Annotated in this window: 11 protein-coding genes and 1 tRNA gene; 3 read left to right on the top strand and 9 right to left on the bottom strand. The window is 74.4% G+C overall.

What is annotated here, in order from left to right:
• Nucleotides 1–2: 2 nt before the first annotated feature.
• Complete coding sequence (locus tag POD19_RS03040; protein WP_012750684.1) at nt 3–944, top strand: rhomboid family intramembrane serine protease; 942 nt, start codon at nt 3–5, stop codon at nt 942–944.
• A 167-nt stretch (nt 945–1111) separates the two neighbouring features.
• Here POD19_RS03040 and POD19_RS03035 read toward each other — a convergent pair whose 3' ends face one another.
• The gene (locus tag POD19_RS03035) at nt 1112–1417 is read right to left on the bottom strand and encodes a cell division protein CrgA (RefSeq protein ID WP_060973757.1); all 306 of its coding nucleotides are present in this window, start codon (nt 1415–1417) and stop codon (nt 1112–1114) included.
• A 157-nt stretch (nt 1418–1574) separates the two neighbouring features.
• On the opposite strand from POD19_RS03035, the gene POD19_RS03030 reads away from it, so the two are divergent.
• The gene (locus POD19_RS03030) at nt 1575–2228 is read left to right on the top strand and encodes an anthranilate synthase component II (protein ID WP_002858195.1); all 654 of its coding nucleotides are present in this window, start codon (nt 1575–1577) and stop codon (nt 2226–2228) included.
• Nucleotides 2229–2273: 45 nt separating this feature from the next.
• Here the strand turns inward: POD19_RS03030 and POD19_RS03025 are convergent, their stop codons facing one another.
• The 7 genes from POD19_RS03025 to POD19_RS02995 are packed head-to-tail and all read right to left on the bottom strand — an operon-like array spanning nt 2274 to nt 12699.
• Nucleotides 2274–4559 (bottom strand): protein kinase domain-containing protein, encoded by a 2286-nt coding sequence (locus POD19_RS03025; protein WP_129867111.1) that lies wholly within the window; start codon nt 4557–4559, stop codon nt 2274–2276.
• Nucleotides 4560–4591: 32 nt separating this feature from the next.
• Nucleotides 4592–6646 carry a protein kinase domain-containing protein gene (locus POD19_RS03020; RefSeq protein ID WP_144819059.1) on the bottom strand — a complete coding sequence of 685 codons (2055 nt, stop codon included), beginning with the start codon at nt 6644–6646 and terminating at the stop codon, nt 4592–4594.
• Nucleotides 6643–8088, bottom strand: a complete 1446-nt coding sequence (locus POD19_RS03015) for a peptidoglycan D,D-transpeptidase FtsI family protein (protein ID WP_144819057.1) — start codon at nt 8086–8088, stop codon at nt 6643–6645. The genes POD19_RS03020 and POD19_RS03015 overlap by 4 nt, the downstream gene beginning before the upstream one ends.
• Entirely contained in the window at nt 8085–9509 is a 1425-nt protein-coding gene (locus POD19_RS03010) for an FtsW/RodA/SpoVE family cell cycle protein (protein WP_144819055.1), read from the bottom strand. The genes POD19_RS03015 and POD19_RS03010 overlap by 4 nt, the downstream gene beginning before the upstream one ends.
• On the bottom strand, nt 9506–11221 hold the full coding sequence (locus POD19_RS03005) for a PP2C family protein-serine/threonine phosphatase (protein WP_144819053.1): 1716 nt from the start codon (nt 11219–11221) through the stop codon (nt 9506–9508). Before POD19_RS03005 ends, POD19_RS03010 begins: the two co-directional genes overlap by 4 nt.
• A gap of 3 nt (nt 11222–11224) precedes the next feature.
• Complete coding sequence (locus tag POD19_RS03000) at nt 11225–11785, bottom strand: FHA domain-containing protein FhaB/FipA (RefSeq protein WP_010079714.1); 561 nt, start codon at nt 11783–11785, stop codon at nt 11225–11227.
• On the bottom strand, nt 11782–12699 hold the full coding sequence (locus tag POD19_RS02995; RefSeq protein WP_144819051.1) for an FhaA domain-containing protein: 918 nt from the start codon (nt 12697–12699) through the stop codon (nt 11782–11784). The genes POD19_RS03000 and POD19_RS02995 overlap by 4 nt, the downstream gene beginning before the upstream one ends.
• Nucleotides 12700–12949: 250 nt before the next feature.
• On the opposite strand from POD19_RS02995, the gene POD19_RS02990 reads away from it, so the two are divergent.
• A tRNA-Leu gene (locus tag POD19_RS02990) sits at nt 12950–13033 on the top strand.
• A gap of 175 nt (nt 13034–13208) precedes the next feature.
• On the opposite strand, the gene POD19_RS02985 is transcribed toward POD19_RS02990, so the two are convergent.
• A complete protein-coding gene (locus POD19_RS02985) occupies nt 13209–13559 on the bottom strand; it encodes a universal stress protein (protein ID WP_098093919.1) in 351 nt (116 codons plus the stop codon).
• Nucleotides 13560–13714 lie beyond the last annotated feature (155 nt).

Raw genomic sequence — 13714 nt, 5'->3', positions numbered from 1 at the left:
CGGTGAGCACCACCCCCTCTGACCCGCACGGCCCGGACTCCGCGGACGGCACACCCCCGGTGTGCCCGCGGCATCCGGGCCGTGCCGCGTATGTGCGCTGCGCCGTCTGCCGGCGCCCCGCGTGCCTCGACTGCCAGCGTCCCGGCTCCGCGGCCGGACCGGTCTGCGTGGACTGTGCGTCCGGCGTCGTGGCCGGCCCTGCTCCGACGGTGGCTCCCGCCGGCGCCGCCGCGTCGGTCCCGGTCCGACGGCGGACGGGCTTCGCCGCCTCGCCCGTCACCTGGATCCTGCTGGCGGTCACGGCGGTGGTCTACGCGGCGCAGTGGATGACGCGGGACCAGGCGTCCGGCGTGACCGAGGCGCTCTGGTACGCCGGGCTCTACACGTCCCCGTACGGCATGGAGCCGTGGCGGATGGCCTCCTACGCGCTCGTGCACGACGTCTCCGGTCCCACGCACCTGCTGCTGAACATGCTCGCGCTGTGGGTGATCGGGCGCGTGCTCGAGCCCGCGCTGGGCTGGTGGCGGTTCCTCGCTCTCTACGTGCTCTCCGCCGTGGGCGGCGCGGTGTTCGCGCTGTGGGTCTCGGACCCGCTGCAGCCCGTCGTCGGGGCGTCCGGCGCCGTGTACGGCATGTTCGCGGCCCTGTTCCTGCTCACCCGGGTGCGGGGCGGCCAGGTGCGCTCGATCGCCGTGCTGATCGGCCTGAACCTCGTGTTCTCGTTCCTGTTGCCCGGGGTGGCCTGGCAGGTGCACGTGGGCGGGCTGCTGACGGGCGCCGTCGTCGCCGTCGTGTTCTCCCTGGCCGGCGGGCTGCGGCCCGGCCGCGCGCGCGTGCCGTCCGTGGGCGCCCAGGCAGCCGGCCTCGTGGTCGTGGCGGCGGCGCTGGCGGCGCTCACGGTGCTCGGCGCCGCACGGGTCACGGTGGCCGGCCTGCTCGGCTAGACCGTCGTCCCCGACCGTCCCCGGAGTTCTCCACAGCCGGGTGTGCACTTCTTCCCACAGGGGTGTCCACACCTGTGGACAACTCCGGGGACAACTCGTCTCCGGGCGGGATCGTGCGGATCGGCCATCCACAGGGTTGTCCACCGCTGTGGAGAACTACACGCGTGTCATTCGCTCCAGCGGGACATCATCAGGAACCCGACGAGCGCGATGCCGAAGCCCACGAGGATGTTCCAGCCGCCGATCTGCACGATCGGGAAGAGGCCCTGGGTCAGGTAGTAGACGATGATCCAGAGCAGGCCGAGGATCAGCAGGCCGAACATCACGACCTTGTACCCGGGGGAGAGGGGCTTCGGACCCGGGTCCACGTCCCCGAGGTCCGTCCGCACGGCGGAGCGGCTGCGGCGCGCGGCCTCGAGCTCCTCGCGCTTCCGACGGGCCGAGTCCTTGCGCTTGCCGGCGGGTGCTGCCACGGGTCTTCTCCTCGGGTGGGGGGGTGATGGGCGCCCCCACCGGCGGAGACCGGGGCGGGGACGGTATCCTGCTGACCTGCCCAGGACCGGGGTCAGCGACGTGCCCGGCCAGTCTATGCACCCCGCTCCCACGCGGCGGGGAGGAAAGAGCGCCCCCGTGCAGAGCCCCGAGGTCTCCGTCCTCGTCGTCGACAACTACGACAGCTTCGTCTACACCCTGGTGGGCTACCTCGAGCAGCTCGGGGCCCGCACCACCGTGATCCGCAACGACGAGGTCACCCCCGCCCGCGCCCTCGAGCTCGCGGCCGAGCACACGGCCGTGCTCATCTCGCCCGGGCCGGGCGCACCCGCCGACGCCGGTGTCTCCCTCGACCTCATCCGCTCCGCCGCCGACGGCGGCCGCCCGCTCTTCGGGGTGTGCCTGGGGCACCAGGCCATCGCGGAGGCGTTCGGCGCGACCGTGACGCACGCGGAGTCCCTCATGCACGGCAAGACGTCCCTGGTCCGCCACGGCGAGCACCCCATGTTCGAGGGCGTCCCCTCGCCGTTCACCGCCACCCGCTACCACTCGCTGGCCGCCGTGCGGCCCACCGTGGACGAGGCGGTCCTGGAGATCACCGCAGAGACCGAGGACGGCGTCGTGATGGGTCTGGCCCACCGCACCGCGCCCCTGTGGGGCGTGCAGTTCCACCCCGAGTCCGTCCTCACCGAGGGCGGCTACCGGATGCTCGGCAACTGGCTCGAGTCCGTGGGGCTCTCCGGGGCCGCCGAGCGCGGCGGCCGGCTCTCGCCCCTCGTCCGCCAGGACTGACCGGTCCCGGGGCCCGGTTCGCGGGTCCGACGGCGCCCCGTCCGCTCAGGTGGACGGCGGCGGATCGATCGAGGGCTCGGGGTCCGGCGTCAGCGTCGGCAGCGGGTCCACCGGCGTCCCGGTGGGCGAGGTGCTCGGCGACTGCTCGGCCGGCTCCGGCGAGGTCGACGGGGCCGCCGACGTCGACGACGGGCTCTGCGTCGGCGACGGCGTCGCGGTCGCCGTCGGCTCGGGGGTGGGCGTGGCCGAGGCGGACGGCGAGGGCGACGGCTCCGCGCTCTCGGAGGGCTCGGGGCTCTCCGACGGCGGGGGGCTCGGTGACGCGGACGCCGACGGCGTGGGCTCGGGCGCCTCGCTGGACGGCGGCGCCGGCTCGGAGGGCTCGGCCGTGGGCGCGATCCACGAGGACGCCGTCAGGGTCAGAGAGGAGCGGTTGTCCACGCGGACGCCGGCGGGCGGATCCTGGGCCACGACCGTGCCGGTGTCGGTGGTCGCGCCGTCCTCGTCCTGGATCCGCACGCGCAGCTCGGGGGCGCTCAGCGCCAGCTGACGCCGCGCGTCCGGAGCGCTCATCCCCACCACGTCCGGCACGGCGACCATGCCGCTGGACAGGTGCAGCACCACGGAGGAGCCGGGCGGCACGTGCGTGCCCATCGCGGGGTCGGTGCGGGCGAGCAGCCCGCGTTCGAGTCGGCGGTCGTCCTGGTACTGCACGGAGGAGACACGCAGGCCCAGCCGTTCCAGCTCGCGGCGGGCCGCGTCCTCGGACAGCCCGTGCAGGGAGTCGGACAGCGCGATGCCCTCCTCGCCGCGGGACACCCGGATCCGCACCTCGGCCCCGCGGGGCACCTCCGTGCCCGTCGGCGGGTCGCTCTGGGTGACGGTCCCGTCCGGGGCGTCGGCCATGTACGCGGACGAGACGACGGCCACCAGGCCTGCGTCCTCGAGCGCCGCGACCGCCTCGTCCTGCTGCAGCCCCACCACCGCGGGCACCTCCGCGGTGGTGGGCAGAGCCGCCGCGAGCCACGGCGCCAGGACCAGGGCCAGCGCGATCAGGACCGCGCCGGCCGCCAGGAGCGTGCGCCGGCGGAGGCGCCGGCGGACGCGACGGTGCGTGGCCGTCGCTGGCGCCGGCGTGTCCCCTTGCGGTTCGGGCCGGGGCGTCGCGGCTGCACCGGGCGTCACCGGCTGGCCGCCGGTCACCGGTCGGGGGCCGTCCATGGCGGCGGCGGCGGCCAGCTGCGCGGCCGAGGCGGCGCCGGGCAGTCCCGCACCCGCGACGGCATGGTTCGCCGCCTGGGGGTGTGCGGCGTCCGGCTCGGCCGGGACGGAGGGCGTCGGCCGGGTCAGCGGGACCGCGGCCATCGGCACGTCGGCCCCGTGCTCCGCGGCCGCGGCGCCCAGCACCGCGCCGCCCGCGCCGACGAGGGCGGGATGGACGGCATCGAGCGGCGGGGTGTGACGGCCGGGGCCGGCGTGCGGATCCGCGGCGGCCTCCTCGAGGGCCGCGAGGAACGCGGCGCCGGTGGGGAACCGGTCCTGTGGATCCTTGCGCAGGGCGCGCAGCACCACGGGGTCGAACGCGGGCGGCAGGTCGGGGTCGACGTCGGAGGGCGCCGGCGGCTCCTCGCGCACGTGCTGGTAGGCCACGGCCAGCGGCGTGTCGCCCGTGAAGGGGGGCCGGCCCGTGAGCAGCTCGAACAGCAGGCAGCCGGCCGCGTAGAGGTCGGCGCGGCCGTCCACGGTGCGGCCCGTCGCCTGCTCCGGGGCCAGATAGAGGGCGGTGCCCACCACGGCCTGGGTCTGCGACGTGGTGGCGGAGGTGTCTGCCAGCGCGTGGGCGATCCCGAAGTCCATCACCTTCACGGCGCCCGTGTCCGTGACCATGACGTTCGCGGGCTTCACGTCGCGGTGGACGATGTCCTCCTCGTGCGCGTGCTCGAGCGCTTCCAGCACGCCCCGGGTCCAGGCCACGGCGCGGTCCGGGCCCACGGCGCCCTCGGCGTGCAGGATCTCCCGCAGCGTCCGGCCGGAGACGAGCTCCATCACCAGGAACGGGCAGTCCACCGGATGGAGGCCGTCCTCGAGGGAGACCTCGCCCGTGTCGTACACGGAGACGATTGAGGGGTGGTTCAGGGAGGCCGCCGAGCGCGCCTCCTTGCGGAAGCGCGCCTGGAAGTGCGGGTCGCGCGCCAGATCCCGGCGCATCAGCTTCACCGCCACCGGGCGGTGCAGCCGCAGGTCCTCGCCGCGGAAGACGTCCGCCATGCCGCCGCGCCCGATCAGCTCACCGATCCGGTACCGCCCGTTCAGGGTCCTCTGCTCATCCACAGACACGTCCGCGTGCCCGTCCCGCCCGCCGCTCAAGCGGAGGGCGTGGCGTCGGCGGACGAGGCCTCCGCACCACGCGCGTCAGCGGACGGGTCGGTGGTGGGCTCGCCCGTCGGTGCCGTGGACTCCCCGGAGGACTCCGTCGTCGGATCCCCCGTGGGCGTCGTCGGCTCCTCGGACGGCTCCGGCGTGGGCTCCGGGTCGGCGGTGGCCGTCGGGGATTCGGCGGTGGGGGACGGGCTGGGCTCGTCCGAGGCCGACGGGCTCGGCTCGGCGCTCGGCTCCTCCGACGCGCTGGGCTCCGGCTCCGAGGCGGGCTGGGACGCCTCGCGGGTCGGCGCGGCGTCGGACCCGCCGGTGGCCACGATCAGCTGCACGTGCGTGTCGTAGCGGTGACGCTCACCCTCGCCGGGCACCACGCGCACCACCTCGCCGTCGGCGCCGTCGGCGGACGGGTCGTCCACCCGGTCCACGGTGAAGCCGCGGTCGCGCAGCGTCTGGATAGCGCTCTCCACGGGCTGGCCCACGAGGCCCTCCGGGATGACGCCCTCACCGGTGGAGACGGCCAGCGTGACGGTCTCACCGCGCCGCAACGCCCCCACGGGGTTGATCTCCTCAACGGTGCCCTGCGGGCTCTGCGCGTCGCGGTCCTCCTCGCGCACCGCCAGGCCGAGGCCCTCGAGCTCGGTGCGCACCTCGCTCACGGGGCGACCCCTGTACGCCTCCGGGTCCACGCGCACGGACGACTCCTCCTGCGAGGTCGCCGGCGCCGAGCCTCCGACGCCGCGGCCACCCGTGAGCAGCGGCCACAGCAGCGCCCCCAGCAGGGCGAACACCACGAGCCCGAGCAGTGCCCACAGCGGCCAGCGGTTGGCGCGTCGCCGGCGGGCGGGCGCGGAGCCGCCCCCGGCGGGCGGGCCCGAGTCCACGACGTCGCCCGGGCGGGTCTGCTGATCACGCACGGCGGCGATCTCGTGGTCGCGCGTGCTCGCGCTCGCGGCGGCGCCGGCCACACCGGCCGCGCCCACGGCCGCCGCACCGGCGGCGCCGGGGCCGCGGGCGTCGTCGTCGGTGCGGGGCTGGGCCGCGGTCACCGGCAGCGCCGCGGTGGCGGGGAAGCCGTCCGTCCGGGTGCCCTCGGCGCGGGGATGGGTGGTGCGCATGCCGTCGTAGTCCAGGGGAGCGGTCTCGGCGCCCGAGGGGTCGGCCACGCCCTGCTCCTCGAGGAAGACGGCCAGGCCGGGCACGGCCTCCACGGCGCCGCGGGTGTCCTTGCGACGCAGCGCGTCGGCGGCCTCCGAGAGCGCGGTCGCGTCCGAGGGCCGCTCCCGGGGGTCCTTCGAGAGCATGCACATGATCAGGGCGCGCACCGGGGCCGGGACGGTGTCCGGCAGGGGCGGCGGGGTGTCGTTGACCTGGGCGAGGGCGATCGCGATCTGGGACTCGCCCGTGAACGGGCGATGCCCGGCGAGGGCCTCGTAGCCGATGATGCCCAGCGAGTAGAGGTCGGAGGAGCCGGTGGCTTGCTGCCCCGTGGCCTGCTCGGGCGCGAGGTACTGGGCGGTGCCCATCACCTGGCCGGTGGCCGTGAGCGGGACCTGGTCCGCCAGGCGCGCGATGCCGAAGTCCGTCACCTTCACCCGGCCGGTGGGCGTGATCATGAGGTTGCCGGGCTTGACGTCGCGGTGCACGAGCCCCTGGGCGTGGGCCGCCGAGAGCGCGGCCGCCGTCTGCGCGATGATCCGCAGGGTCCGCTCGGGGGAGAGCACCTTCTCCTTCTCGAGGATGGAGGACAGCGGCTGGCCCGGCACGAGCTCCATGACGAGGTAGGCGGAGCCCTTCTCCTCGCCGTAGTCGTAGACGTTGGCGACGCCGGGGTGGTTCAGCAGCGCCGTGTGCTGGGCCTCCGCCCGGAAGCGGCGCAGGAAGTTGGGGTCACCTGTGTACTCCTCCTTGAGGATCTTCACGGCGGTGATCCGGCCCAGGACCTTGTCCCGCGCCTTCCACACCTCGCCCATGCCGCCGATCGCGATGCGATCGGTCAACTGGTACCTGCCGCCGAGGGTGATGCCCGATGTCGGCCTCATTCCGTGACCACCGCTTCCATGATTGCCTTCATGCCACTGACGACTGTCTGATGTCCAACCCCCGGCGGCTCGTCCTCCACCACGATCGTCACGGCCGCCCGGGGGTTCTCGCTCGCGTCGAAGCCGGTGATCCAGGAGTGCACGTTGCCCGTGTCCCCGACCTCGGCCGTGCCCGACTTCGCCGCGATCCGCACCGTGTCCGACTGCACGGATCCCAGGATGCCGTCCTCCACCGCCGAGACCATCATGTCCGAGACCTGCCCGGCCACCTCGGGGGTCGTGGCCCGGCCGCGCTCACGGGGGCTGAACTCCTGCACCGTGGTGAGGTCCGAACGGCGGACCGCCTTGATCAGCTGCGGCTCCATGACCACGCCGTCGTTCGCGATGCCGGCGGCCACCATAGCCATCTGCAGCGCGGTGGCCTGCACGTCCCGCTGGCCGATCGAGGACTGCGCCAGCGCGGCGTCGTCCAGGTCGGAGGGGAACACGGAGCCGGTCACGGGCAGCGGGTAGTCGAAGGAGTCGTTGAAGCCGAACCGCTCGGCGACCTCCCGGATCCGGTCCTGGCCCAGCTCGACGGCGGCCATGGCGAACGGCGTGTTGCAGGACTGCGCCAGCGCCCACGTGAGGGTCTGACGCCCCACGGTGTTGCACGGTGAGCCGTCGTAATTGGGCAGCTCCGTGGTCGTGCCGGGCAGCGTCCACGCGGCGGGGATGTCCACCGTCCCGTCCGGGGTGTAGTCACCGGACTCGAGCATGGCCACCGCGTCGATCAGCTTGAACGTGGAGCCGGGGGACACGAGCTGCTCCGCGGCGCGGTTGCGGTACGCGCTGGCACCGGGGATCTGGTCGATCGCGGCCATGGCCGCCTGCGCCTCGGCCGGGTTGTGCGAGGAGAGCGCGTTGGAGTCGAAGCTCGGCTTCGACACCATGGCCAGGATCTCGCCTGTCGTCGGGTCCGTGACCACGGCGGAGGCGCGCACGCCGTCCGGGAGCGCGTCGTACGCCAGGCGCTGCAGCTCGGGGTCGATCGTCAGCTCCACCTGGTCGCCCTCAGGCGTGGCACCCGTGATGATCTCCATGGCGCGGTCCACGAACTGGGACGTGGGGGTGCCGGAGAGCTGCTCGTTCATGGCCGCCTCCAGCCCGTCGGTGCCGTAGGTGAGCGAATAGAAGCCCGTGAGCGGGGCGTACAGCTCGGTCTCGTGGTAGACGCGCTGGTAGTGGTACGCGTCGCCGGAGGGGACGGACTCGGCGATCGGCTCGCCGTCCACGAGGATCGGCCCGCGCGGGGCGCCGAACTCCAGGAACATCTGCCGCGAGTTCAGGGCGTGCGTCTTGAGCTGGTCCGCGGCCAGCACCTGGATGACGGACGCGGCCAGCGCGAGCACCAGGATCATGGCCGCCATGACGGTCCACGTGCGTCGGATCGCCTCGTTCACCGCTCCTCACCTCCTCCCGTGGGCACGGCGGCCGCCGGGAGCGCCGTGCCGGGGTCGAGGTGGCCGGCGCCGGGCCCGGACGCGTTGACCATCCCGTCCACGACCACGGGACGGCGGGCGGCGTTCGAGATGCGCAGCACGAGCCCCACGATGATCCAGTTGGCCAGCAGCGAGGAGCCGCCGGCGGCGAGGAACGGCGTCGTGAGGCCGGTGAGCGGCAGCACGAGGGTCACGCCGCCCATCACCACGAACACCTGCCACGCCATGGTGAAGGCCAGGCCGGAGGCGAGCACCTTGCCGAACGCGTCGCGCACGCCGAGGGCGGCGCGCATCATGCGGGTGACGAGCAGGAGGTACAGGACGAGCACGGCGGCCAGGCCCACGAAGCCGAGCTCCTCGCCGATGGCCGTGAGGATCATGTCCGAGAAGGACAGCGGCACCTGGGTGGGGTTGCCCGCACCCAGGCCGGTGCCCATCAGCCCGCCCGAGGCCATCGCGAACAGGCCCTGGACCACCTGGTAGGAGCCGCCGAAGTCGCGATGGTAGATCTCGGGGTCGAAGGCCTTCAGCCAGATCTCGAACCGGGCGGTCACGTGCGGCATGAACAGGAACGCCAGCGCCGCGCCGAAGGCGATGAGGCCCAGGCCGAGGAGGATCCAGGAGGCGCGGGACGTGGCGATGTAGAGCATCGCCATGAACATGCCGAAGAACAGCAGGGCCGAGCCCAGGTCGCGCTGGAACACGAGCACGCCGAGCGCCAGGAGCCAGCCGGCCAGCAACGGGCCGAGGTCCCGGGCGCGGGGGAAGGTCACCGGGCCCACGCGGCGGCCGGCCAGCAGGATCAGGTCGCGGTTCGCGGAGAGGTAGCCGGCGAAGAAGACGGCCAGCGTGATCTTGGCGATCTCACCGGGCTGGAAGGTGCCGAATCCGACGTCGATCCAGATCCGCGCCCCGTACATGCTCAGGCCCAGCCCGGGCACGAGCGGCAGGAGCAGCAGCACGCCGGACGCGACGAGGAACAGGTAGGGCCAGCGCCGCAGCACCCGATGGTCGCGCACCAGGAACACCAGGGCGGAGGCCACCAGGACGGCCAGGACGGACCACACGAGCTGCGAGGTGGGGTTGGCCATCGCGGCGTCCTGGCTCAGCCGGTGGATCATGGCCAGGCCCAGCCCGTTGAGCAAGGCGGTGATCGGCAGCATGAACGGGTCCGCGTAGGGGGCGCGCAGCCGCAGGACCACGTGCAGCACCAGGGTGGCGGCCCCGAAGATGCCCAGCGGCACCCAGGCGGTGGAGTCCAGCGGGGCGTCCGTGCCGATCATGCCCAGCAGGTCCGCCCCCAGGGCGATGGCCAGGGCGGCCAGCAGCAGGACCAGTTCGATGTTCCGGCGCGGGCGTGCGGGGGAGATCACCTCGGTCACGGGGCCTCACCTCCCGTCGCGCTCGGGGACGATGCCGGGCTCGTCGGCGCGGCGGAGCCGGACGCGTCCGAGGGGCGGGCGGAGGACGACGACGGCGTCGCGCTCGGCCGGGCCCGCTCGGAGGGCTCACCGGCGGGGGCGGGGGCGTTCGGGTGCAGCGAGTCGCGCAGCTCGGCGACGATCTGCTCCGCGTGGTCCACGTCCCGGGCGGCCATGCCGGCGTTCACGCGGTCGCGTGCGTACGCGGGCAGCGCGTCCACCGGGAGGTCGGTCTGGCGGTCCACGTGGGACAGCTCGAGCGGGCCCAGCCGCTGGGAGACGCCCTTGAACACGGCGATCCGGCCGTCGTTGGCCCCCACGTAGTACTGCGTCTGGGTCCACAGGTAGCCCCACACGGCCACGGCCGCGAGGGTGAGGGCGAGCAGCGTGGTGAATACGGGGATGAACCAGCCGCGACGGTACTGCACCGGGCGGTCGTCCTTCCCACGCCGCCGACGCGCGGCCCTGGCCTCGGAGCCGCCGGCGGGCCCGGAGGTCGCCGGGGCCGGGGTGGGGGCCGTGGCCGACGCCTCGGCGGCCTCGTCGGACGGCTGGTCGGCAGCGGTGGCGGCCGGTGTGGCGGCGGAGGAGGAGCCGACGGCGGCCGCGGTGCCGCGCGGCGCGGCGGGCGGGGCGGACGGGTCCGGGCGCGCGGCGACGTCGGGATCCGGCCCGTCCGTGAGGACGGCCGCGGTGCGCCGGGGACGGTTCTCCGGCACGGGCGTCTCGCCGAGCAGGGCAGCGGCGCGGCGGCGCGTGGAGCTGCGGGTGACCACGGGGATGCGATCGGTCCTCACAGCGTTGGAGGCCGCGCCGACGAGCAGGTGGGGTCGTGCGTCCAGGTCCTCGCGCAGCAGCAGGCCGGAGACCGGGCCGACCTCGGGCGGGTGGGCCGCGGCGAGGGCCTGCTCGGACAGGTGGACGTCCGGGACGGGGGCCAGCTCCTCCGCCGTGCCCTCCGCGATCTCGAACGCCACCACGGTCACGTTGTCCGGGGCGCCGCCCTTGAGGGTCAGGTCCACGAGGGTGTCGACGGCCTGGTTGAGAGCCTCCGAGTCCCGCAGCACCTCGTGGATCTTCTCGGGGGAGACCACGTCCGTGAGGCCGTCCGAGCAGAACAGCCAGCGCTCTCCGGGGGCGACGGGCACCTCGAACACGTCCAGCTCGGGGGAGGCGTCCACGTCGCCGAGCACGCGCATGAGCACGTTCTTGTTCGGATGGAACGGGGCCTCCCCGGCCTCGAGACGCCCCTCGTCCACGAGCTTCTGCACGAACGTGTGGTCCGTGGTGACCTGGGAGAACTCGCCGTTCGCGAGCCGGTAGGCACGGGAGTCGCCGATGTGCGCCATGTGCAGCGTGGTCCCCGCGAGCAGGGCGGCGGTGCACGTGGTGCCCATGCCGGCGAGCTTGGGGTTGGCGTGCACCAGCTCGTTGAGGATCAGGTTGGCGTTCTGGATCTCGTCCGGTAGCACCGTGGCCGGGTCCTCGTAGCCCACCGCATCCAGCGGGGCCAGGTCCAGCACCGTGGACGCGCTTGCCACGTCGCCGCCCACGTGCCCGCCCATGCCGTCCGCGAGCACGACCAGATGACGGCCCACGTAGGCGGAGTCGTCGTTCTTGGCACGGACGCGGCCGACGTCGGAGCGGGCGGCGTAGCGGAGGACGAGGGTCATGGGTCAGGCCTCGAGCTCCATGACGGTCTTGCCGATGCGGATGGCCGTGCCGGGGCCCACGGGCACCGCGCGGGTCACGGGGGCGCCGTTGACGTAGGTGCCGTTCGTGGAGCCGAGGTCCTCGAGGAACCAGCGGGTGCCCTGGGGGAACAGCCGGGCGTGGCGGCCGGAGGCGTAGTCGTCCACGAGCACCAGGTCGGCGTCCTGGGCGCGGCCCATCAGCAGGGGACGGCCCTCCAGGGCGATGGTCTGCCCGGCCTTCGGGCCCTCGACCACCCGCAGAGTCCGGGACAGCCGCGGGGCCGGCGTCGTCGGCGCGGACGCGGCGGGGGACGGCGTCGACGCGGGCGCGGGGCGGTCGACCGCGGACGAGCCCGCCCCGGCGGCCCCGGCCGCGGGCACCGCGGTGACCAGGCCGGCGTCGCGCTGGGCCTGCTGGAGGCGTGTCTTGTTGCGTCGGCCGACCACGAGGTCGCGGCCCTGCGCCATGACGATGGAGATGATCAGCACCCACAGGGCCAGCAGCAGGCCCATGCGGAGCACGGCGACGGCGAGCTCGCTCATGCGCGGCCCCCCGTCCCGCCGAAGAACAGCAGCTCGGTCTGGCCGACGGTCACCACGTCCCCGTCGCGCAGGGTGACGGAGCCGTCCACGCGGCGGCCGTTGACGAGCACGCCGTTGCGACTGCCCAGGTCCAGGAGCGTGACCGTGGAGCCGACGGTGAGCAGGCGCAGGTGTTCGCGGGACACCGAGGAGTCCGGGATCACGAGGTCGGCACGCTCGGCCGAGCGGCCGAGGATGAGGTCGTCCCCGTCCAGGGGGAGCATGCGGCCGTCCAGCTCGAGGGCCGGGCCGGCGGGCCCGGTCACGGGGCGGCCCATCACGACGGTCGGCTGGTCGGCGTGGGCGGGGGCGGCGGGCGCGGTCGAGGCGGCGGCCCGGCGGGGCGCCGGACGGGGCCCGACGCGCGGGGCGGGGGAGGGCTTGCGGGGCGCGGCCGCCGGCAGGTCCTCGACCAGTCGGTCCGGCGCCGCGGCCGAGGCTCCCGGGCCGTGGGCGGTGGCGGGCGAGGCGCCGTCGTCGTGGGGGGCCGGGGCGGTGAGCGAGCCGTCGTCCAGGCGGGTGACGACGCGCAGGTCCCCGGCGCGCACGTCCGCGTCCGGGTGGAAGGCGACCCGGACCGTGCCGGGCAGCGCATAGCCCTGGGAGTCGGCGTGGCGGATGACCTCGTCGCACAGCTCGCTGGCGAGGGTGGACCCCCACGAGCGGGCGCGCTCGAAGTCGGCGGGGGAGAAGTGGACCACGTAGCTGTTGGGCGCGACCGTGTGGCCCTCGGACAGCGCGAACGACTCGTCGTCCATCGCCTGCCGCAGGGCCGAGGCGATCTCCACCGGCTTGACCGCCCGCGGACCGCCGGCCGAGAAGGCCGAGCGCACGACCCGCTCGAGGCCGCGTTCGAGGTTGTCCAGAAGTCCCACGACGGGGCCCCTTTCCACAGTTGTCCGTCCCGATACTACGGGCCGGGCTGGGAGACCGCCGAGAACAGCGGGATTCTGCGGGGTGGAGCGCGGGTGGGAGAGGTGCCGGAGGGGGTGAGCCACGGGCGTGGCGGGGACGCGGGGGTGGGCGTCGGGGCCGATTTGCACGCCCGGGCGGGCGGGGGTTAGAGTATTCCTCGCTGCCTGTGACGGTCGCCGGATGTCCGGAGCCGAGATCAGGAAGCCGCTCGCGCGAGTGGCGGAATTGGTAGACGCGCTGGCTTCAGGTGCCAGTGTTCGCAAGGACGTGGGGGTTCAAGTCCCCCCTCGCGCACCGAGGACGAAGGCCCCGGAACCGTGTGGTTCCGGGGCCTTCGGCGTTCCCGGGCTGGTCCCCACTCACCGGTTGGGGGCGGTTTCAGGCGGTATCCACGCCGAATACCGCCCGAAACCGCCCCCAAACGCCGCAGGGTGGTCCGGGCGCGGGGCCGCCCGCCCGACGCCGGCCCTCACGGCTTGACGCACACCACCGGGACGCGCGCCTCGAGGATGATCTGCTGCGCGGCCGATCCCAGCAGCAGCTTGCCCACGGGGGAGCGGTGCTTCACGCCCACCACGATCCGGCTCGCGCCCACACGCTCGGCGTGCTCGAGCAGGTCGCCGACGGCGTCCCGGCCGCGCTCCTGGGCGTGTGCCACGGACACGTCGACGCCGGCTTCGCGTGCCTCCGCCTCGTCCGGCTCGGTCCCGTCGAGGGAGAACCAGACCACGTCCTCCCCGCGCAGGGCCGCCTCGGCCAGGGCGGCCCGCCAGGCCGCGGCGCTCTCGGGGGTGCTGGTTCCGGTGCTGATGATCGTCATGGGGACCACTGTGCGTCATGGACGCGGCCCCCGTCACCACCCGGACCGGTTGTCGTCGGTCACTCTGCGGACGCAGAGTGCACGCCGCCCCGCCGCGCTGTTACCGTGACCTCCACCACTCGCACCTGTCCCCGGCGCCACTCCCTGGCGGCGGG

It is taken from the genome of Micrococcus sp. GPGPB33 (genome assembly GCF_037853785.1).
GTDB classification, from domain to species: Bacteria; Actinomycetota; Actinomycetes; order Actinomycetales; family Micrococcaceae; genus Micrococcus; species Micrococcus luteus.
This window is presented reverse-complemented; position numbering and strand designations above follow the sequence as displayed.